Source organism: Candidatus Defluviilinea gracilis (assembly GCF_057138825.1).
On sequence record NZ_DBNHEF010000074.1, the window covers coordinates 290,821 to 312,648 of the forward strand.

Genomic DNA, 21,828 nt, shown 5'->3' on the forward strand with positions numbered 1-21,828 from the left:
CGACTTTCAACCTGCGACTTTTGACCTAAAGGATTGAACATGGAATTTATTTTGCAACCGCTAACCCTTCTCACATTCTTCCCGCTGGTTGGAGTTTTGATTCTGCTTTTTATCCCCAGCGGAAACAAGAACGCGATGCGCTGGACGGCGCTGGTCGTCTCGATCGTGACGTTCGTCATCTCGTTGTGGGTGTTGGGACGCTTCAACGCCTCGAACACCGACTTGCAACTGGTCGCCCGGTACGACTGGATCACGGTGGCGGGTTGGAACATCCAATACTTCCTCGGCATTGACGGGCTCAGCATCCTGCTCGTTTTACTGACCACGCTTCTCACCCCGATCTCGATCCTCTCCACGTGGACGGCTGTCGAAGAGCGCGTCAAAGAATACATGATCTTCTTCCTCTTGCTCGAGATCGGTATGAACGGCGTGTTCCTCGTGCAAGACCTGTTCCTCTTTTATATCTTCTGGGAATTCACGCTCGTGCCGATGTATTTCATCATCGGCATCTGGGGCGGACCGCGCCGCATCTACGCCGCTCTGAAATTTTTCTTGTACACAATGGCGGGTTCCATTTTGATGCTGCTCGCCATTTTGTGGCTCGGCATTCACGGCAAGACGTTCTCCCTTCCCGACCTGATCGCGCAAGGAGGCATCCCTGCCAATATTCAAATGTGGTTGTTCATCGCTTTCGCCGCCGCGTTTGCCATCAAAGTGCCGATGTGGCCCCTGCACTCGTGGTTGCCCGACGCGCACGTCGAAGCGCCCACCGCTGGCTCGGTCATCTTGGCGGGCGTGCTGTTGAAGCTGGGAACCTACGGCTTCGTGCGCTTCAACATCCCCTTGTTCCCCGAAGCGACTCTCCAAGCCGCCCCGTGGATCGCCCTGCTCGGCGCCATCGGGATCATCTATGGCGCGGCGGTCTCGTACGCCCAGCCCGATATCAAGAAGTTGGTCGCGTATTCGTCCGTGAGTCACTTGGGCTTTGTGATGCTCGGCTTGTTCGCGTTGAACCCCGAAGGCATCGCAGGCGCGATCTTGCAGATGATCAATCACGGTATCAGCACGGGCGCGTTGTTCTTGCTCGTCGGCATGGTCTACGAACAGACTCACACGCGCGAGTTTCGAGTGTACGGCGGCTTGTGGAAGATCATGCCGGTCTTCGGCGCGATCTACCTCATCGTGTCGCTGTCCTCGATGGGCTTGCCCGGTCTCAACGGCTTCGTCGGCGAGTTCACTATTTTGCTCGGCGCATGGGGCGCGGGACAAAACGGAGTCTTCTATTGGGGCAACGTCTGGTTTGCGGCGATCTCCGCGCTTGGCGTCATCATGGCGGCGATCTATATTTTGTACATGTTCCAAAAAATGTTCATGGGTCCGCAAGGCGAAGTTGTCGAAGAGACAAAGAAGCATGGGCACGCCATCCGCGACCTCAACTGGCGCGAGATCGTCACCGTTGTTCCGCTGTTGATCCTCATCTTCTGGATCGGCTTATACCCCGCGCCGTTCTTCAACCTCATCGCGCCCGCCGTCAATCATCTCGTTGGGACGTTGCCGCTACCGTAACATCCATACATCGGTGGTCGAGTGCGCCGAAGGCGCGTATCGAGACCACCAGTAACAAGTAAAAATTTGATAACAAATGTGTGGTCTCGACTGCGTGCGTCTCGACCACCGTTTGAAACAGAAAGAAAAAATTCGTGCCAATCCGTGACATCGTACCCTTTGGGTAAATCTGTGGCTAAAACATGAATCAATCCGACCTCACCACCATCCTCCCCGTCACCATCCTCACCGTATGGGCGTGCGCGCTATTGCTCCTCGACCTCTTCATCCCGAAGACTCGCAAAGGCATCACCGCTCTGCTCTCCGCGCTGGGTCTTGCCGTCACACTTGGCTACACCATCGCGCAGATCGGCAACGAAGTGACAGGCTTCAACGGCATGGTCACGCTCGACGGCTTCTCGATCTTTGTCAACGCGTTGCTCCTCGTCAGCGGCTTGCTCGGCGTCGCGCTCGCCTACGGCTACGTCAAACGCATGGGCATCGAGCGCGGCGAATATTACACACTGCTCCTCTTCAGCGTCGTCGGCATGATGCTCATGGCGCAAGCCACCGACCTCATCATCGTCTTCCTCGCGCTCGAACTGCTATCGATCCCGCTCTACGTCCTCGCCGCATTCACGCGCGATAAAACCGAATCGGAAGAAGCGGGACTCAAATACTTTTTGCTCGGCGCGTTCTCTTCTGGATTCCTCGTCTACGGGATTGCTCTCATCTTTGGCGCGACTCACACCACCAACATTTTCGCCATCGTGACCGCCGCTTCCTCTTCGACGGGCAGTCTGCTTCTAACCATCGGCGCCGCCCTCCTCCTCATCGGATTCGGCTTCAAGGTTGCCGCCGTCCCCTTCCACATGTGGACCCCCGACGTGTATCAAGGCGCGCCCACCGCAGTGACCGCGTTCATGTCCTCTGGCGCGAAGATCGCGGGCTTTGCCGCATTGTTGCGCGTGTTCGCCACCGCCTTCCCCTCCATCGCCGCCGATATGACCGACGTGTTCTGGGTCATCTCCGCCGCGACGATGATCGTCGGCAACGTGGTTGCCATCGCGCAGACCGACATCAAACGTCTGCTCGCCTACTCCAGCATCGCACACGCGGGATACATCCTCATGGCGTTCGTCCCGTATGGCAATGATAAAGTAGTAGCGACTTCAGTCGCTGCTGGCTTGTTCTATCTCGTCGCGTATGTGTTCACCAACTTCGGCGCGTGGGGCGTGGTCATTGCCTTGGAGAAAAAAGAAGGCAAAGGCTTGGCATTGGACGATTACGCGGGTCTCGCAAAGAAACATCCCGCCCTCGCCGCCGCCATGGCGATCTTCATGCTCTCGCTGATCGGTCTGCCTCCCACTATCGGACTCATCGGCAAACTGTACCTCTTCCGCGCCGTGATAGATGCGGGCTTCGTCTGGCTCGCCATCATCGGCGTGCTTACCTCCCTCGTCTCGGCATTCTACTATCTGCGCGTGGTCGTCATCATGTACATGAAAGACGGCGAACCCGCTACCGAACGCGAACCCTTCCTCGACATGACCACTCTAGTCACCGCGTTAGTGACAGTTGTAGTAAGTTTCGTTCCGCAATTTCTGTTTGCATGGGCGAGTGATGCGGTGTTGAAGTTGTTCTAGTCAACGAGACCTCCGAGTTCTCAAAGAACTCAGGTCTTTTACATGGAATCAAAAACGGGACTGTGGCTGAATACAGTCCCGTTTTATTTTTCCAAACGGTCATACACAGGCGGTGGGACTTTCGCCACTTTCGACATTGCCTTTTGAAATTTCGTCATGTTTGCGCGTTTAGCGCGCTTTTCGAGATATTCTTCCGCGACAAACTTTCCGTATTTCTCGGAGAGATGTTTTCTGTAATCAGCAGCCGAAACATTCTTTGACAGAATGCCTCTGAGCCTTTGCAGGATGTTTTTCATAGGTCGGAAGAATAGTCTGAATTGACAGGGCTGTCAAGCAGGTAAAAAATCATGATTGATGTTACACCGTTCCGCAGGCTTGTCCTGAATTCAACGAAGGGTTTTCTCACAAAACATGACACTTCCAGCCAAACCTGCGGGACGTTCTGCGTAAGGTGAGATCATGAATCAAAAACGGGACTGTGATCAAACACAGTCCCGTTTCAGTTTAAGCCTCTTGCTTACTCAACTTGTCACTAGCAATACGATTCAAGCTAACGCCCGATTCCGCCGCTTCCAGCACAAGCCGCCGATGCAAATCAGGCGGGACGCGCACCATGAACTTGCCGCTGTATTTTCTAACGGCTATTGGCTCGGGCGCGAGTTCTCCGGTCTTTTTTAGATCAGCAACGACTTGGGCAACCGTTTGGCGAACACCTTTCAAGGCTTCTTCGGGTGTAGGTTCCAACCAACTCAGGCTTGGAAATTCCGCGCAAAGCCCAACGTATTCCTCGTCTTCCTCAGACCAGGTCACGCGGTAGGTATAGCGGTCATTTTTTAGTTTTTGAGCAAGTTTTTTCATGGTTTGCAAGAATAGTCCGAGTTGATAGCGCTGTCAAGCGGAGGCAAATTCGCCCATATCATGTCACTCTGAGGAAGCGATAGCAACCGAAGAGTCTCGGACTGCGACGACAGAGGTATTTTGTTCGCGCAAAACGACCCCGCTCCCCCAAGGGGGAGAAGCCCAGTCCACATCGAACAAATTTTATCTTTGGACAATAAACTTAACCATCAACCGATCAGCCCCCTTCCCCTTTGGGAAGCGCCGCGTTGAGCCTGCCGAAGCGGGCGGGGGGATAGGTCAAACCGACACACCGATCAATCACCATTATCTGGGTGAGGTCAGTCCCTCTACTCACTGTCCAGTTTTGATGAACAATAAGGATTATTAGGTTTTCTTAGACGTTATTCTTCAACTTCAGCGGTCTTGCGTTTTCGCTTTTTTGCCTTCAAGTAGTTGTAATTGTTGAGTAGTTTCGTGACCGTTATTACCGTTCCTTCTTTCGGTCATTCCAGTAGTTCGAGCTGCGGCAGTAACTTCACCCCAACTTACAAAATATTTATCATAATATTCAATTGGAAATTTTCCAAATTTAACAAGTTCATCTCGCGATGGAATATGACCAATTTCACCAGCTACCCGTTTTACCTCCAGCTGTAGGGTTTTTTTGGGAACTCTATAAACTTGTTTTTCTAATCGTGGAACAGGGCTGTTTTTGCTAGTTAGAACTCTTTCCATTTTTCGGAACGGATCTAATCCATCACGAATTTCTTGATGTCTTTCTTTTGATAATCGCCAATATTTATCTGATGCTTCGATGCCAATATACCTTCTTCCAAGTTGATGGGCTGTTAAAGTTGTTGTGCCTGAACCATTGAAACAGTCTAATACAATTTCATTAGGTTTTGTGAAAATTGAAATAACTCTGTACATCAAATGTGGTGGCAATTGTGTTGGATGATCAACCCGTCTACTATTATGCTTGAGGCGATGGATATCGCTCCATATATCAGTTAGTGTTGTTTTGTCATTAATTTTGGCTGCTATTCGAGTATCAACGCAGTTTTCACGAAGGCAAAAATCGCTAGCCAAGGGCTCAAACGCATTAAAGGTTTTAGGTGTGCTCGGCAATCGAATATGTGTGGACTCTCCTGTGTAGCATGGTAATTCCCTAGATTCGCCTTTGGTAAAACAGAGAATAGAATAATGTGCAGGCATTATCAGGCGAACTGGAAAAGCCAAAGCATCCCAAACGAGCCAATTTTGATATTTCAGGACAGTTTGCATGTATAGGAAATGTCTTATTGACCAAAGGGGAATATTCAATAGGGCTAGAGTTCGTCCTGGCTTTAGAACACGAGACAATTCATAAATCCAAGAGTCGCACCACTTGAAATACTCCTGAATGTCTAAGTCATCTGAGTAGCCAGAGTATTTCTTTTTTAGATTGTAAGGTGGGTCAACAAATGCGAAATCAATAGAGTTATCTGGAATCTGACTTAATCTCTTAAGGCAGTCATCATTTAAGACCTTGTTAGTCAATTCCTGCGGTAATGGATTATCGTGAAACTCAAAATGGAAGATTGGCTTAACTTGGCGACTTAGCCCTAGCGGTTTGGCGTCAATTACAGTTAATGTTTTGTAAGGCTCCAAGCCAAATAAGTCTGAAAATCGCTTAAACATTGGGCTTAAGTCGCCATTAAGCTCACAATCAATATCTCGCCAAACATCAGAAATAAGAGTTCCTGCTTCGTGATAAGTATGTTTCTTGCCACCGTAATCTTTTGTTGTTTTATCACAAACTGGGCAATAAGTGTATTCAAGTCGTGTTTTGATGTGCCGTAGAGAAGCCTTGTAACGAGTATAAACTAATGCTCCAAAATGCTGGCTTGGTAGCCTTCGTTTTTTACCATCATCAATTGCAGTTTCTCGTTTTATTGCTATCCAATGTTGATACATTATATTGTTTGGTAACTGAGATTGAACTTGGACAAGGTCAATAACTTCACCCACTACAACCAAAGTCGCTGTGTCTCCAAGATTCTTAGATGCCTTGGCTATTAACTCTCCAACCCCTTGTAATGGCTGGTCAAATTGACTAACGCTTTGGCAGGCTGGCAGAACGACAAAGCAAACATCACTTAAACCTTTGAAAGCCGAGATGAATTTATCTTGACTAGTCGCAAGGAAATGTATGATTTCTAAAGGCTTGCTATTTTCGGCGAAATGGGGCATTTCAGAATTGCTCTCTCAAAAATTCACACAATACTTCAAGTTCGCTTCGTGAAAATGCAACTGTGCAATGACTGTAAGAACATATAGTTCGCAGGGCAGTTTCTCGTTGAAAATTGCCTGCTCCATCTAAAACATAAGCAATTTTATGCCCTGCCTTCTTTGCTTGCTCATAGCGGGCTTGTGCTTGCCCTGCCTTGCGCTCAATTACACTATTTGTCGTTACTTGGAAACCTACTTCTATAGCGACATATTTTCTACCATCAGTAACAACAATATCGAACGATGTCATCCTTCCTGTTGCGCTATCAGTGTGAGTAACATTTGGCAATCTGCCTCCAGGCTGGACCTCGATATTTTCTAAACCTAAATGTTCAGAAATAAATTCAGCTACAAATCTTTGGGCAATTTGTCCAAGATTGTTGGAAGTTGCGCCTCCAGTAATACGACTTACCCAAATATATCGTTGTCTTATAAATGTAGCTAATTCTTTTCTCCTACCCAAGTACTCGCCAACTTCACATTTTGCTAAAGCGGAAGCCACTTCTTGATTTTCGTCGCTGTATGCGCTTCCAAATAGTAATAAAGCAATAGCGTCTTTCTGTAAGTCATCAAGGGGATGGTTATTGAATAATTCCTTGCCGTCAATTCTTAGTGTCTTGTTGTTGAAGTTTCGGTTCGGTACCGCAACAAACGTATAAGTTCTTTGTTCTCCAAGCCATAAATAATGTAATTCGCTCGATGGGAAAAGAGTTTCAAATTCAGCACTGACCCTTTGAAGCATTTCGCCACCAAAATCTGCAAGTATGACAAGATGCTTCAAGAATATATTTGCAGGCAAGGTTGCTGATTCAATAACTGTAAATAATTTTTCGAGACTTGGAGTTTTAATGCTAATGATGTTGATGAACTCGTCTTGAGTTTCTAACAAAAGTGGAATAATGCTTAACCTTGATTCGATTTCTGAAAGTTCAGGAGGCCAGAATTTTGACGCGACTGCCTCAAGTTGTTCAAATGTTTTTGCATAGTTTGTGGGCATAGAAGATATTCTCAAGTGGGAATAGTTTTCTACTCAAGTTTAGCACAAGTATTCGGTTTACGAAAAAAGAAATTGAGATGAGAGAAGCAATGACAAAACTCAATGTAAGAAACTGCTTTTTGAAACCGAACCTGCCTCCTCATGGGTCCAGTTTGTTTTCCATCTACTTCCAAATATTCCCATACCCAAACTCCCCTTCGATCAACTTCCCCTCCGCGAAGCGACTGAATCGGAAGGGCGTGATATCCACCGTCTTCGGCGCGCCATCGAGGATCAACTCAACCAAACTCGCGCCCGCCGCAGGTGACGTTTTGAATCCCGTGCCGCTCAACCCGCAGGCGAGATAAAAACCGTCAAGGTCCGTGCCGCTGTAGATCGCGCGCTGATCGGGCGTGATGCCGTCGCGCCCAACGTGGATCGAATGTAAGCCGCTCTGCTCGATCTTGGGAATGCGCTGAACCATGATGTCTATCAATTTTTCGACGAAGGTGGGCGTCGGCGTTTGGTCTTCCTCGTCGGGCGGATCGTTGCGCATGGATTCATCCACACCCGCGGCGAGGATGAGCGCGCTGCCCTCGGGGCGGAAGTAACACTCGAGTGCGAGATCAATTGCCGCAGGGATTCGTCCCAGCGACGGCGGACGATGCAGGAACGCGACATCGTGCGTCCACGTTTCGATCGGGACTTGGAGATCTGCCAGCCCCGCGACATGCTTTGCCCATGCCCCAGCCGCGTTGACGATGATCGGCGCGTCGAAGTCGCCTTGATTCGTGCTAACGCCGATCACTTTACCTCCCATTGTACGGATGGCAGTCACTTCGCAATTTTGAATCAGCGTCGCGCCGAGTCGCTTGGCGGCTTCGATGAACGAATTTGTGGTGAGCGTCGCGTCCGCGTAGCCCGAGTCGGGTTCGTAGGCGGCGTAATCAAAATGATCGGTGGCGAGATCGGGGAAGAGTTCCTTCACTTCTTTCGCGGTGATGACCGATGTGTTGATCCCGATTTTCTGCTGGTTGGCGACGTTGCCGCGCAGTTGAGCCTCCTCCTCGCGCGAATTGATCTGGATGAAGCCTGTTTGCTGAAAGCCGCATTCGCCGCCGACGCGTTCTTTCCAATTGTTGAAATAGATTTGATAACTTTGGAATGTCAATTTAGATTCAGCGGCGAGGTCGTAGTGCATACGGACGAGTCCGCTGGAGTGACCTGTCGCGCCCGAAGCGGTCACTTTGCGTTCGAGGATGGCGGGCTTGAGTCCGCGCTCGGCGAGGTGAAAGGCGATGCTGGCGCCCATCACGCCCGCGCCGATGACGATGGCGTTGGTTGTTTGAGTCATGGAGGATTCCTTTTTTGCCACGGATTACCCGGATTGACACTGATTATTCTTCTTTATTTCCGTGAAAATCAGTGAAACTTGTACTGAGCGTGTCGAAGTATCCGTGGCTGAGATTTTGATTGTCGAAATTGTAGCAGGATTCCGCCCGCTGGTAGGAAGAAAAAATTATGATACGATTCCCCGCATGAATATCTCTCAGATCACCGACAACCTGTTTGTCGGCAACATGCCATTCCAACGCGACTATGATCGACTGCGCGACCTCGGCGTTCGACTCATCATCAACATGCGCTTCACCCTCGGACCCTCGCTCGATGCTCATAGTCAACCGATCGACACTCTCTGGCTCCGTTCGATCGACAGCCCCTTCTTTCCAATTCCCATCCACAATTTGATGCGCGGCGCGCAAACCGCCCTCGAAACGATTCAAGCCGGCGGCAAAGTGTATGCTCACTGCGCCTACGGTCGTCACCGCGGGCCCGCGATGGGCGCGTGCATCCTCATCGCGCAAGGGTACGCGCCCCAAGAAGCGATGCAACTCATCAAAGACCGCCGTCCTGTAGCCGACCCCTTTGCCTGGTACATCCGCCCGCGTATTCTAAAATTCGCAAAAGAATGGAATCACCCCTAACCCCTCAACCAATTCTCTAATTCTCCTCAGCCTCCAATCTCCAATCTCTACGTTCTACTTTCCACTCTCTACTCTCTCTTCTCCAACTCCGCCCCTCGACTCGCCACCCCTAGACGAAATATCCGCGCCTCGACTCCCGCCGCCTCGTACGCGCGCTTCATCGCCTCGCCTATAGCATCCCCTTGTGGGACGCCTGCCTCACCCGTGGAAAACGCGATCACACTTGGACCCGCTCCCGACAGCGCGACCGCGCTCGCCCCAGCCTCTTTCGCCGCCTCCATCGCGGACGCCGCGCCAGGGATCAACTTCAACCGATACGGCTGATGCAATTTATCGGTCATCACGTTGCCGAGCAAATCCAAATCTCCATTTCTAAACGCCTCAACGATCAATGCCGTGCGGCTGATATTGTGAATCGCATTCCTCATCGAAACTTTCTTCGGCAATGCCGCGCGCGCTTGTTTGGTGGGGAGGTAGAAATTTGGCAATACGATTGTGACATGCACATTCATCCCAACGGAAATTTGCCGCGCAATAACTTTTCCATCCTCCACCGTGGACACGACCAAGCCTCCCATCATCGCAGGCGCGACGTTATCAGGATGCCCCTCCATTTCACACGCGAGATTCAAAATCTCCTCCCGCGAGAACGGATTCTCCAGCAACGCGTTCCCCGCCAACAACCCCGTCAATATCGCCGCGGACGACGACCCCATCCCCGACGACAACGGGATTCGATTCACGCACTCCGCATGAAACGGCGGCAGCGACTTCCCCACGCGTTCCGCCACCCTCTGCGCCGCGCGGACGAGGAGATTATTTTTTCCCGAAGCGAGTCTCCCCGCGCCCTCGCCTGTCACTTGCACCGAAAATTCTTTCTCCGATGTAATCGTCGTCTCATTCCACAAATCCAATGCCAGACCGAGGGTATCGAACCCTGGTCCCAAGTTGGCAGATGTAGCGGGAACTTTGATGGTGAATTTCATAAACTCTTTTACCACGAAGGACACAAAGTGCACAAAGGAAGATCAAAAGCAAACCAAAAGCAAATCTACGGAAAGGCTTTTCGACCGTCATTCGTTTAAACTTAGTGACCTTCGTGCCCTTTGTGTTTAAAAGGTTTTTCCCAAAATAACCTCTTCCAACGCCTCCAACCTCGGCGGTACGACCAACGGCTTCTGCATATCCCTCGTGATGATCTCGGAATCTTTCAACCCATGCCCCGTGCAAACTGCAACCACCCTCAGTCCCTCCACCTTCAACTTTCCACTTTCTATCTCCGCCGCCAACCCCGCCAACCCCGTCGCCGACGCAGGCTCGACCCAAATCCCCTCAAGTTTTGCCAGCAACTTTTGCATCTCCAAAATTTGCTCGTCGCTCACCGCGATGATTCGCCCCTGCGACTCTTCCGCCGCTTGCAGTGCTTGTTCTCCGCGCGCGGGCTTGCCGATGCGGATCGCCGTCGCGACCGTTTCAGGGTTTTCAACAGCATGTCCCAACACCAACGGAGCCGCGCCCGCCGCTTGAACACCCAACAACTTCGGCAGGGATAGGATTGCGGACTTCAGTCCGCTATTTTGTGGAGACCTCAATTCGCTATCTTGTGACTTCAGCCCGCAATACTGCTTGAACCCCGCCCAATACGATGTGATGTTTCCCGCATTCCCAACAGGCAAACACAACCAATCGGGCGCGGAGCCCAACTCGTCAACAATCTCGAACGCCGCAGTCTTTTGTCCCTCGATGCGATACGGATTGATCGAATTCACCAAACAGATTGGATGCTTGTTCGTGATCTCAACCACCATCGTCAACGCGTCGTCGAACGAGCCATCAATTTGAATCACTTGCGCGCCATAAGCAATTGCGCCCGCGAGTTTCCCCGCCGCCACCTTGCCCTGCGGAATCAACACGATGGATTTCATCCCAGCCCGCGCCGCGTACGCCGCCGCAGATGCGGCAGTGTTGCCTGTCGACGCGCAGATCACCGTCGTTGCGCCGCGCCCCAGCGCTTCGCTCACCGCCGCCGTCATGCCGCGATCTTTGAACGAGCCCGTCGGGTTGAGTCCCTCGTATTTGATGAACAATTCAAACCGCCGTTCTGAGCTTGTCGAAGGCCCGCCGCCGAGGTGCCGCGACAAATTGTCAGCCTTGATTAAAGGCGTCCGCCCCTCGAGCAGGCTGACGGCGCTTGCGGAAGCGTGAGGCGGGAGGTCAAGCAGATGTCCGTACTTGTGGATGAGTCCTTGGTAAGTCATGCCGAAAGTTTAACATAACTTTTGTATACTCTGACACAATGAAATGGATACTGCGGATTTCGTACTGCGTATTGTTGACGGCATGTGCGACCGCCACGCCTCTTTCTACTCCTCAAATTGATTCACCCACCTCAACCTTTCTCGCCCCTCCAGCGGCTCAAATTGCAACGCGCCCATCTCCAACCACAACACCACAATTACAAATTACTACTCCCCAATTACCAACTGAAAGTCTCCAATCTCCAGTCTCCAATTCTTTCACCTCCACACCTCAATTCTCTAATTCTCCAATTCTCGATTGGCAAGACATGCCCATCATCCCAACAAACATTGACCCAAGTTTGCGAAAGGTTTATGAACGCGGTCTGTCCCTCGGCAACGACCCTCACGCGTTTTCATTGTTCGGTGATTGCCAGGCGCGACCTGCTGAATTTTTCGGCGTCTTTGAAACGGACGAATCGTTGTACCAAAGTTTATCCCCCGACTTGCAAGAGACCGTAGACAATTTTCGCGGCTCGTTCAATCGTGAAAGCCCGACCGCGCAAGACGGCACAACCCCAGGCGCGTTGTTATGGATTCAATGGCATCAGGGAAAATTCGATTGCACGTTTGCCGAAACGCCCGTCGAATGCGAACTGCGGATTCACCGCCCGTCGTTCGTCATCATTCAGATCGGTACACATTTCGAATCGCGCAACACGGACTATTTGCGAAGAATTATCGAGCAGTTGCTTGACGAAGGTGTTATCCCCATTCTCGCCACAAAAGCCGACAACCGCGAAAAAGACGAACGCGTCAACCGCGACATGGCTCTGCTCGCCTCTGAATATGATCTGCCGTTATGGAATTTTTGGGCGGCAGTTTCAGACCTCCCCAATCGCGGACTCTACACGCGCGATGACCGCCCCCTGCAAGGCGACATCTACCTCACCGATGAAGCAAGAGGAATCCATCGCATGACCGCCCTCGAAACCTTGAATGTGGTTTGGAGAAGCGTGGCAGGAAAGTGAATCGTTAGCCCCAGCCTGATTTTGGTGATCCGTGTCCGCTCGCCGACACAAGCAGTAACAAACGAGGAACTTGAAATGAACAACCTATCGAACACCCCTTTTGCCACCGTCGCCGAAGCCTACAACCGCAACGCCGACAAATACGACGAATTCATCGAAAACAACCCCAACCTCCAACGGATGCGGCGCAAGGTTTACGCCCACGTCGCCTCGCTACTGCCGAAAAACTCGCATATCCTCGACCTTGCCTGCGGCACAGGCACCGATGCGTTCTGGTTCGCTCAGCATGGCTACACCGTCCACGGCGTGGATATTTCAGACGGCATGTTACAACGCGCCGCTGAAAAAGCAAAACAACTTGGCTTGCAAAACAAAGCCGTCTTCGAACATCTCTCCTACACCGCGCTCGGCAAACTCGGCAAAACCCAATTCGATTGCGCGTTCTCCAACTTCGGCGGCTTGAACTGTGTCGCCGACTTAAAACTTGTCGCCGATGAAGTCCGCCCGGCGCTCAAACCCAACGCCAAAATTATTTGGGCGCTCATGCCGCCCTTCTGCCTGTGGGAATCAGCCATGCTCCTGCGCGGACGATTCAAACTCGCCACGCGCCGCTTTCGCGGGAAGTCCACCGTGCACAAAGAAGGACTCCATTACCCTGTTTACTATTACACGCCCAAACAAGTTGCCCAAGCCTGGGGGGCTGGCTTCCAAATCGAATCGATCCGCGCGTTGTCGGTCGCCACGCCGCCCGCCACCAACAAAGACTTCGCCATCAAACGCCCGCGTATGTTCGACCTCCTCGGCAAACTAGACGACCTGGTCGAATCGAAATTCCCATTCAAATACTGGGGCGACTTCACCATCGTAACTCTTCGGCAAAGATAAAAGCTTGCGCCACGCAGGGCGTAAAGGATCAGAAGGTTTAATACCTACAAAACTTTCGCTTTTACTGTTCTAAGACGGTCTGTGACCGTCGCTTCGCGGATACATACGGCGGTCACAGCCCGCCTGTGAGCGAAAACCCTAACCTATAAACTTGGCGCGCTTCGTGTCTTTTGCTTTGAAATGATATCTCGCCTTCAACGCAACGCCCTCTACCTCCTCCTCGCCCGCATCGCGGCGCAAGCGCTTTCCATCCTGTTCATTGCCCTGCTTGCCCGCCGCCTCGGCGTCGTCCACTTTGGGCAATTCACCTTCATCGCCGCGATCATTTTGCTCGGCAATACCTTCACCAACTTCGGCACCGACACCACCCTCATTCGAGAACTCAACCGCGCGCCCACGCCGCAACTTATCGCGCAGGCGTTCGCGCTACAACTCACACTCTCCGCCTTGTGGGTCATCGCCACATTCATCCTCAAACCCACATCGCCGCTTCTTCTCTATTCTCTTGCTCTTTTCCCACTCGCCCTTTTTTCCATTGCCACCGCCGCCCTCCGCGCGCGCGAACGCATGGATCTGGTCCTTGCCCTCAGCCTCATCCATGGCATTCTTCAACTCCTCGCCGCGTTTTTTTCTTCGGATATCTCCACCCTCATCCTCTCTCTCCTCATCGGACATTTCCTCACCGCCGCCTTTTCCTACCTCCTCTGCCACGCCTCGCTTCCCGACTTCAACCTGGTTCCCTTCCCAAACATTTTTCCCCTCCTCAAACTGACTCTCCCCTTCGCCGCGTTAACGATGCTCCTCGTCCTCTCGCAACGCCTCGGTGTGCTCACCACCTCCATCCTCCTCGGCGACTCAGCCACTGGCATCTTCTCCGCCGCCGCCCGCATCGTAGACGGACTCAAACTTGGGCATTACGCCATCCTTGGCGCGTTGCTCCCCGTTATCTCGCGCCGCGCGCCTGAAGCGGCGCGCTCCTTTCGGATAGGATTTATCCTCCTCATGTTCGTCAGCCTCCTCATGGCGATCATGCTCAGCCTGTTCCCTAAACACATCATCGTCATCCTCTATAGCGACGGCTTCCTCCCCGCTGTCAATCTACTCGCCCTATTCGGCTGGAGCTTGATTCCCTACACAGTTTCCTCGTTCCTCTCCTACCACCTCATTGCTCAGAGACGCGAAACCGTTCTCGTCAAAGCGACAGCTATTTCACTAGCAATATCCATCGCGTTATATCTCTGGCTCATTCCCATGTTGCAAGTTCAAGGCGTCGTCTACGCCGCGCTGATCGGTGAGATAATTCAAGCGGTCATCTTCATCCTCGCAAGCCATCCTGCGACCTTTGACCTGCGACCATAAACGATTGTCTATCGTCGATTGTCCATCGTCCCTAGTCATTACTGCCAAACCATGCCCTCCACATCCCAACCCATCCTCACCCCCGCCACTCTTCTCGCTTATCGTCGCGCCAACGGGCAACTCCCCGAGTTTCCGCCTCCGCGCGCGGTCATCTTTGCCCCGCAACAAAGCCTTGCCAATTATGTCCTGCGAAGGTATTCGGTGAAGCAGGTCAAAGGTTTCCTTGGCGATTTCTATCTCCTCAAACGCGCGAACGGACGCATTGCCCTCTCCACAAACTTCGGCATCGGCTCCCCGGTCATCGGCGGGTTGACCGATGAGTTTGCCGCGCTCGGCGTTCAGCAATTCATATTGATTGGTATGGCTGGCGGATTACAACCCGGGCTTTCCACTGGCAGTCTCGTGATTGCGACGAGCGCGCTTCGCGGCGAGGGCGTCTCGCAACACTATCTTCCGCCGCAGCGGACTGTTGATTCTTCACAGGCGATGGCGCAACGCATCAGTCAAATTCTCGCAAAACAAAATCGATCTCATCAGCTCGGCGTCACGTGGACGACCGACGCTCCCTTTCGTGAATTGCGCAAGGATGTGCTTGAACACCAACAACAGGGAATCCTTACCGTGGAGATGGAAGCGGCGTCGATGCTGGCGGTGGCTAGGGCGAATGAACGCGCAGGCTTGGCGGTGTTCGCTATTGCCGACCAGTTGTATGGAGGCGAGTGGCGCATGGCGTCTGATCTGCGTCCCGCGCAACAAGGGTTATCCATCCTGTTCGATGCGGCGGTGGAAATGTTGACATGAGAAAAAGGTAAATCTTTTCGGGCTGAGGGCGTCTGGGCATATAATCCACAAGACCATGACCGAAGCAAATACTTCACGGTTGGCGAGGTTGCGAAGTCGGGCGCGGGCGGTGTTGCCGTTCGCTTCGGGGGTGTGCGCCGCGTTGTTGGCGATCGGTCTGTTTTATGTTCTTTTCCCATCCAATCAAATTACTCAAACTGAGGTGAACCAGTCGATCGCCGACGCGCTTGCCTCTGCCACGCCGCGCGCCGCATTTTCAGCGGATGTGTATCAGATCATCCTGCCTTCGTTGGTGGCGATAGAGTCGCAGGGACCGAACGCCAACGATAACGAAGATGATTCACTCGGGAGTGGGGTGATCTTTAACGACAGCGGGCAAATTCTCACCAGCCTGCATGTGGTCGAAGGCGCCGCCGAGATTCACATCCTGTTTATGGATGGCAGTGAGTCTGTGGCTGTGGTGGCGGATCAATACCCCGAAATGGATATCGCCGTGTTGCAACCGCAGAGTTTGCCGCCAGTGTGGGCGCCTGCCGTGTTGGGGAATCCCGGCGCAATGCGTATCGGCGATGAGGCGTATGCGGTGGGTCATCCGCTAGGTTTGTTCGCTTCGATGAGTGCCGGCGTGATCTCGGGGTTCGACCGCGAGTTTCACATCCCCGGCAGTAACCGGGAGATCGAAGGGTTGATCCAATTCGACGCGGCGGCTAACCCGGGCAATTCGGGAGGTCCGCTGTTGAATCGCAATGGGCATGTGATCGGTATCGTCACGGGGATCGTCAGCCCGGGAGAGAACGGTTATTTTATTGGGATCGGGTTTGCCGTGCCAATTGGAGCGGCGGCAGGTGGGGGAGGGTCGCCGCCGTATTGAGGTATTGGTAATTGGTAAATAGTAATTGGAGATTAGAGACTGGAGACTGTGGGGAGGTAGAGAATCGGGAGAATTAGAGAATTGTTCGATTCGGTGGTCGAGTAGGGCTGAGCGGACACTGAGCGAAGGCGAAGTGGAAGACGAAGCATTGTAGCCCGTACCGAGACCACAATCACTGGATAGATAGGAGAATTTCATGGCACAAAATTCATCTGAAAACCGAACGCCGATGGAGAAAGTTTTGTACGAGGTGAAGAAGGTCATCGTTGGGCAGGATCATTTGCTCGAACGGATGATCGTGGCGTTGCTGGCGCGCGGACATATTCTCGTTGAGGGTGTGCCGGGGCTGGCGAAGACGATGGCGATCAAGACTCTCGCGGAGGCAATTGGCGGCGAGTTCAAGCGCATCCAATTCACGCCCGATCTTGTCCCTGCCGATCTGGTCGGCACGCGAATCTACAATCAGAAGACGGGCAAATTCGAAACGTCGCTGGGTCCCGTGTTTACGAATCTATTGCTGGCAGATGAGATCAACCGCGCTCCAGCGAAAGTGCAGAGCGCGTTGCTCGAAGTGATGCAAGAGCGGCAAGTGACCATCGGGCGCGAGACGCACACGGTGCCGAATCCGTTTTTGGTGTTGGCGACTCAGAATCCCATTGAGACGGAGGGGACGTACGCGCTCCCCGAAGCGCAAGTGGACCGCTTCATGCTCAAGGTGTTGGTTGGGTACCCGACCTCGACGGAAGAATTCGTCATCGTCGAGCGGATGACTGCCGCATTGCAAGCCGTGCAAAAAGTGTTGACCACCGATCAACTCGTTGCCCTGCAAAAGGAAGTGGACAAAGTGTACGTTGACCCGGCGTTGATGGAATACGCCGTCCGCATGGTGACGGCGACTCGTAAACCATCTGAAGTTGGCTTGAAGGAATTGGAACGCTTCATCATGTTCGGGTCAAGCCCGCGCGCTTCAATCAATTTGATCCTCACCGGTCGCGCGCTCGCCTTCGTGCGCGGACGCAACTATGCCCTGCCTCAAGACGTGTTGGATATGGCGCTCGATGTGATGCGTCATCGCATTGTGTTGTCCTACGAAGCGCTCTCCGAAAATGTGACGGGTGATATTTTGTTGAACAAAATCCTCGACCGTATTCCGATCCCTGTGGTGCCTTTGCATGAACATGTCAACGTCAACAGCAACGCCTGAGCAAGTGTTGCTCCGACTCGATTGGAACGTCATCCGCCGCCTCGACGGGTTGTTGCAGGGCGACTATCGCACGCTGTTCTACGGCTTCGGCGTGGACTTTGCCGACCTGCGCGAATACCAGCCCGGTGACGATATCCGCTACATTGATTGGAACGTCACCGCGCGGATGGATACGCCGTACATTCGGCAATACAACGAAGACCGCGAGATCACCGCGTGGTTCTTGCTTGACCTGAGTCCCTCGGTGGATTTTGGCACGACGCAAACGATGCGCGAAAAACGCACGATGCTCACCGAATTTGTGACCGTCCTTGCAAGACTGCTGACCCGTCACGGGAATCGCGTGGGGGCGATGATGTTCGGGAGCGGAATCCAGCACACGGTCCCGGCGCGAGGCGGGAAAATCCAGGTGCTGCGTCTCATCAACGATATGATGAAACAGCCGCGTCTCTCTCGCGCGCCGTTTACGAGTCTCAAATCCTTTTTCGATAGCGTGTTGAATTCCATCAAACGGCGTTCGCTGGTGTTCGTCATCTCCGATTTCATCAGCGAGCCGGGTTGGGAACGTTCGTTGAGCTTGCTGGGTCAGCGGCATGAGGTGATCGCGGTGCGGCTGTATGATCCGCGCGAGGAGGAGTTGCCCGATGTGGGCATGGTGATGATGGAAGACGCCGAGACGGGCGCGCAGATGTTTGTAGATACGCACGACGCGAAATTTCGCAAACGGTTTTTCGCCGCGGCGCAACAACGCGAGAAAAATTTGAACGAGGCGTTCAGACGCGCGGGCGTGGATGTGTTGTCGCTTTCAACGGAAGACGATCTGGTTCGCTCGATCGTAAAGTTTGCGAAGCAGAGGCAACAGGTTAGGAAAAACTAAAAGTCATGTCACCCTGAGCGATAGCGAAGGGTCTCTCCCGCCCAAACAAGAGACTCTTCGGTCGCAAACCCCGCTCCCTCAGAGTGACATGATTTTTTGAAACTGAGACTGGTCGTCCAATCTCTAGTCTCCAATCTCCGAATTTTATGTCCTTCATCTGGTCATCCCTCCTCTATCTTTTATTACTCGTTCCGTTTTTGGTTTGGGCGTATCAACGAATCCAAAAACAGAAACGCGAAGCCGCCGCGCGCCTGGGGAGTTTCGGCGTGTTGCATGATGCGTCGGGCGGAACATCCAAGCGGCGACAACTCCCCGCGATACTTTTTCTCATTGGCATTACGATCCTCATCCTTTCTTTTGCGCGTCCGCAGGCGAAGATCAGTTTGCCGCGCGTCGAAGGGACGGTCATCCTCACGTTCGATGTGTCGGGTAGCATGTCGGCGGACGACCTCAAACCGACGCGCATGGAAGCCGCAAAAGCCGCCGCGCTCGAATTCGTGGATCAACAACCGACGAGCGTAAAGATCGGCGTAGTCGCGTTCAGCGATGGCGGCATCACCGTGCAAAACCCGACTGGCGAGCGAACTGAAATCATTGACACCATCGAGCGGCTTGTGCCGCGTCGAGGCACATCGGTCGGGAATGGAATTCTCGTTGCGCTCAACACCATCGTGGTGGACGCGGGCGATCCGCCGTTCTTGAGCGCGAATGCCGTCCCCGAAATATCCCAGCCGCAATCGGATACCGCGCCTCAGGCCGACGCGCTTCCTGAAGGCTGGTATCCATACTCGGCGATCGTCCTATTCACCGATGGCGAGAATAACCAGGATCCAGACCCGGTCGCCGCGGCAGACATTGCCGCAAACTTTGGCGTCCGTATTTACACGGTGGGCATCGGCACGCTGGAGGGAGCGACCATTACCGTGGATGGAATCACCGCCCACTCACAATTGAATGAACCGATCCTGCGCGCTCTTTCAGAGACCACCGGCGGAGCGTATTACAACGCGGGCAATGCACAGGATTTACAACGGATCTACCGCGATCTTCAGCCCAAGTTGGCGATCAAACAAGAAGAAATGGAAATCACCTCGATTCTCGCGGGACTGGGGATTCTGTTCTTTCTCCTCGGCGGCGCGTTCTCACTCCTCTGGTTTGGGCGGGTCGCATGAACATGTTGTGGACCTCCGCGTTGTATCTGCTGTTTCTCATCCCGCTCCTCATTCTTGCGTATGTGTGGCTCTTGCGCCGACGCAGGCGCTTCGTCATCCGTTACTCAAGCCTATCGCTGGTGCGGGAAGCGGCGGCGCATCAATCGCAGTGGCGAAGACACGCGCCGTTCATCCTGTTCCTGTTTGCCATTGCCAGTTTGATCCTTGCATTGACCAGACCGACAGCGGATATTGTTGTTCCCTCCAACCGCGCCACGATCATCCTCGCGCTCGATATTTCTCGCAGTATGTGTTCGACGGATATTCCTCCGAACCGCTTGATCGCCGCCCAGGAAGCCGCGACTGAATTTGTTCAGAGCCGAAACGAAGATGCCCAGATCGGCATCGTGGCTTTTGCTGGCTTTGCCGAACTTGTCCAACCGCCCACAAAAGACAGGGATTTGCTCGTCAACGCGATCGCGAATCTTCTTCCCGCGCGCCGCACGGCGATCGGGAGCGCCATCCTCCGCTCCATCGACGCCATTGCTGAAATTGACAGCCGCATCCCCTCGACACTATCGGACTCTGCCCCGCAACCCCTGCCCAAAGGGGAGTTCGCGCCGCATATCATCGTCCTGCTCACCGATGGCTCGAACAACGCGGGACCCACTCCGTTCAATGCCGCAAACCAGGCGGCGGCGCGCGGCATTCGCGTGTACACAATTGGTTTCGGAACAGTCAATAACACATCTCCAATGAACTGCGGCGACGCGTTTTCAGAAATCGATCCATTCGGGGGACCAGGCTTTGGGCTGGGTTTTGGCGGCGGCGGGGGCGGAGGCTTCCGCAGGGAACTGGATGAGGTCACATTGAAGCAGGTCGCCGATATGACGGGCGGCGCCTATTACGCGGCGACCAGCGCGCGCGAACTGCAAGATGTATTCCGCAACCTGCCCACCTATCTTGTCGTCACGCGCGAAACAACCGAGATCAGCGCCTTCTTCAACGCGCTTGGCTTGCTGTTATTCCTACTTGCGGGATTCCTTTCGTTGAGGTGGAATCCGGTCTTGTAATGGCGGGAAAATTCTCGGCTATACTTTCGGCTATGAATGAACAACAAAAATATTTTTGGGCGGGCGTTCGGTCCGAGATTCCCCTATTGGTCGGCGTCTTTCCCTTCGGCATGATCTACGGCGTGCTTGCCATGGATGCCGGGCTGTCCACCGCCGCGGCGCAGATGATGTCTCCGATGGTGTTTGCGGGTTCGGCGCAGTTCATCACCACCCAACTTGTGAGGGATTCCGCGCCGGGCTTCGTCATCGTATTAACGATCGCCGTGGTGAACTTGCGGCACATGCTCTATTCCGCTTCGCTCGCCCCTCATCTTGCTTCTCTTCCCACACGCTGGAAGGCGCTTTTGAGTTACCTGCTCACCGACGAGGCGTACGCTCCGAGCATCTTTCATTATGAAAATGAAGGCGTCCAACCGTTCAGTCATTGGTTTCTGTTCGGCGCGGGGGCGGCGCTGTGGACGATCTGGCAGATCAGCACCGCGTTGGGAATTTTTCTCGGCGCGGCGATCCCCGATTCGTGGTCGCTGGATTTTGCGCTCCCGCTCACGTTCATCGCGATGGTCGTGCCGGTCTTGAAAGATCGCCCGGCAGTGGCGGCGGCGTTATCGGCGGGATGCGCCGCGCTTGTCGCGTACTCGCTTCCGTATAAATTAGGTTTGATCGTCGCCGCGTTGGTCGGCATCGCCGTTGGAACTTATTTGGAGGAGAGAAGGTGACAGTCGCTTTTAAGTGACTGTCACCTTTGTGAGGTAAGCAATGAATATTTGGCTTGTGATGTTACTGGGCGGCCTGATCACGTTTGGGACACGCTTCAGCCTTATCTACGCGTTCGGCAAATTCCACATCCCGGAAGCGTTGCGGAAGGCGTTGCGCTACGTTCCCCCAGCAGTGCTGTCTGCCATTGTGTTTCCGGAGTTATTCATCCGCTCCAATCGTCTTGAGCTTTCGCTGGATAACCATCGCCTGCTGGCAGGGTTGTTTGCGACGATCGTTGCGTGGGCGAGCAGGAATACGCTGATCACCATCCTGGCAGGGATGGTTGCGTTGTTCGTCTTGCAGGTTGTTCTGCGATAGGA

General features: G+C 53.3%; 20 protein-coding genes. 14 read left to right on the forward strand and 6 right to left on the reverse strand.

Going from position 1 to position 21,828, the window contains the following annotated elements; all coding sequences use genetic code 11:
- Positions 1-39 precede the first annotated feature (39 nt).
- Positions 40-1,566 carry a complex I subunit 4 family protein gene (locus AC16KF_RS14075; protein ID WP_484037965.1) on the forward strand — a complete coding sequence of 509 codons (1,527 nt, stop codon included), beginning with the start codon at positions 40-42 and terminating at the stop codon, positions 1,564-1,566.
- Positions 1,567-1,748: 182 nt separating this feature from the next.
- Positions 1,749-3,191, forward strand: a complete 1,443-nt coding sequence (locus tag AC16KF_RS14080) for an NADH-quinone oxidoreductase subunit N (RefSeq protein WP_484037966.1) — start codon at positions 1,749-1,751, stop codon at positions 3,189-3,191.
- Between the two features lie 504 nt (positions 3,192-3,695).
- Here AC16KF_RS14080 and AC16KF_RS14085 read toward each other — a convergent pair.
- The 4 genes from AC16KF_RS14085 to AC16KF_RS14100 form a co-directional block, all read right to left on the reverse strand.
- A complete protein-coding gene (locus tag AC16KF_RS14085; protein WP_484037967.1) occupies positions 3,696-4,049 on the reverse strand; it encodes a type II toxin-antitoxin system HicB family antitoxin in 354 nt (117 codons plus the stop codon).
- Between the two features lie 396 nt (positions 4,050-4,445).
- A complete protein-coding gene (locus AC16KF_RS14090; RefSeq protein ID WP_484037968.1) occupies positions 4,446-6,263 on the reverse strand; it encodes a DNA-methyltransferase in 1,818 nt (605 codons plus the stop codon).
- Position 6,264: 1 nt separating this feature from the next.
- Positions 6,265-7,299, reverse strand: a complete 1,035-nt coding sequence (locus tag AC16KF_RS14095) for a Sec7 domain-containing protein (RefSeq protein WP_484037969.1) — start codon at positions 7,297-7,299, stop codon at positions 6,265-6,267.
- A 163-nt stretch (positions 7,300-7,462) separates the two neighbouring features.
- Positions 7,463-8,632 carry an NAD(P)/FAD-dependent oxidoreductase gene (locus AC16KF_RS14100; protein WP_484037970.1) on the reverse strand — a complete coding sequence of 390 codons (1,170 nt, stop codon included), beginning with the start codon at positions 8,630-8,632 and terminating at the stop codon, positions 7,463-7,465.
- A 103-nt stretch (positions 8,633-8,735) separates the two neighbouring features.
- On the opposite strand from AC16KF_RS14100, the gene AC16KF_RS14105 reads away from it, so the two are divergent.
- Positions 8,736-9,263, forward strand: coding sequence for a dual specificity protein phosphatase family protein (locus AC16KF_RS14105; protein WP_484037971.1), 528 nt, complete (start codon positions 8,736-8,738; stop codon positions 9,261-9,263).
- A gap of 68 nt (positions 9,264-9,331) precedes the next feature.
- Here AC16KF_RS14105 and thrB read toward each other — a convergent pair whose 3' ends face one another.
- Together thrB and thrC are read right to left on the reverse strand one after the other, a co-directional pair.
- Positions 9,332-10,249 carry a homoserine kinase gene (thrB, locus tag AC16KF_RS14110; RefSeq protein WP_484037972.1) on the reverse strand — a complete coding sequence of 306 codons (918 nt, stop codon included), beginning with the start codon at positions 10,247-10,249 and terminating at the stop codon, positions 9,332-9,334.
- A gap of 126 nt (positions 10,250-10,375) precedes the next feature.
- Positions 10,376-11,521 carry a threonine synthase gene (gene thrC, locus AC16KF_RS14115; RefSeq protein ID WP_484037973.1) on the reverse strand — a complete coding sequence of 382 codons (1,146 nt, stop codon included), beginning with the start codon at positions 11,519-11,521 and terminating at the stop codon, positions 10,376-10,378.
- A gap of 308 nt (positions 11,522-11,829) precedes the next feature.
- Between thrC and AC16KF_RS14120 the strand changes: the two genes are divergently transcribed.
- The 11 genes from AC16KF_RS14120 to AC16KF_RS14170 all read left to right on the forward strand — a co-directional run bounded on the left by AC16KF_RS14120 (position 11,830) and on the right by AC16KF_RS14170 (position 21,826).
- The gene (locus tag AC16KF_RS14120; protein WP_484037974.1) at positions 11,830-12,531 is read left to right on the forward strand and encodes a hypothetical protein; all 702 of its coding nucleotides are present in this window, start codon (positions 11,830-11,832) and stop codon (positions 12,529-12,531) included.
- A 75-nt stretch (positions 12,532-12,606) separates the two neighbouring features.
- Positions 12,607-13,416 (forward strand): class I SAM-dependent methyltransferase, encoded by an 810-nt coding sequence (locus tag AC16KF_RS14125; RefSeq protein WP_484037975.1) that lies wholly within the window; start codon positions 12,607-12,609, stop codon positions 13,414-13,416.
- A gap of 180 nt (positions 13,417-13,596) precedes the next feature.
- Entirely contained in the window at positions 13,597-14,775 is a 1,179-nt protein-coding gene (locus AC16KF_RS14130; RefSeq protein ID WP_484037976.1) for an oligosaccharide flippase family protein, read from the forward strand.
- A 51-nt stretch (positions 14,776-14,826) separates the two neighbouring features.
- On the forward strand, positions 14,827-15,576 hold the full coding sequence (locus AC16KF_RS14135; protein WP_484037977.1) for a nucleoside phosphorylase: 750 nt from the start codon (positions 14,827-14,829) through the stop codon (positions 15,574-15,576).
- Positions 15,577-15,631: 55 nt separating this feature from the next.
- The gene (locus AC16KF_RS14140) at positions 15,632-16,447 is read left to right on the forward strand and encodes a S1C family serine protease (RefSeq protein WP_484037978.1); all 816 of its coding nucleotides are present in this window, start codon (positions 15,632-15,634) and stop codon (positions 16,445-16,447) included.
- A 196-nt stretch (positions 16,448-16,643) separates the two neighbouring features.
- Entirely contained in the window at positions 16,644-17,651 is a 1,008-nt protein-coding gene (locus AC16KF_RS14145; RefSeq protein ID WP_484037979.1) for an AAA family ATPase, read from the forward strand.
- Positions 17,626-18,528 carry a DUF58 domain-containing protein gene (locus AC16KF_RS14150; RefSeq protein WP_484037980.1) on the forward strand — a complete coding sequence of 301 codons (903 nt, stop codon included), beginning with the start codon at positions 17,626-17,628 and terminating at the stop codon, positions 18,526-18,528. The genes AC16KF_RS14145 and AC16KF_RS14150 overlap by 26 nt, the downstream gene beginning before the upstream one ends.
- Before the next feature lie 146 nt (positions 18,529-18,674).
- Positions 18,675-19,700, forward strand: a complete 1,026-nt coding sequence (locus AC16KF_RS14155; protein ID WP_484037981.1) for a vWA domain-containing protein — start codon at positions 18,675-18,677, stop codon at positions 19,698-19,700.
- The gene (locus tag AC16KF_RS14160) at positions 19,697-20,752 is read left to right on the forward strand and encodes a VWA domain-containing protein (protein WP_484037982.1); all 1,056 of its coding nucleotides are present in this window, start codon (positions 19,697-19,699) and stop codon (positions 20,750-20,752) included. The genes AC16KF_RS14155 and AC16KF_RS14160 overlap by 4 nt, the downstream gene beginning before the upstream one ends.
- A gap of 32 nt (positions 20,753-20,784) precedes the next feature.
- The gene (locus tag AC16KF_RS14165; RefSeq protein ID WP_484037983.1) at positions 20,785-21,468 is read left to right on the forward strand and encodes an AzlC family ABC transporter permease; all 684 of its coding nucleotides are present in this window, start codon (positions 20,785-20,787) and stop codon (positions 21,466-21,468) included.
- Between the two features lie 40 nt (positions 21,469-21,508).
- A complete protein-coding gene (locus tag AC16KF_RS14170; RefSeq protein WP_484037984.1) occupies positions 21,509-21,826 on the forward strand; it encodes an AzlD domain-containing protein in 318 nt (105 codons plus the stop codon).
- Positions 21,827-21,828: the final 2 nt, after the last annotated feature.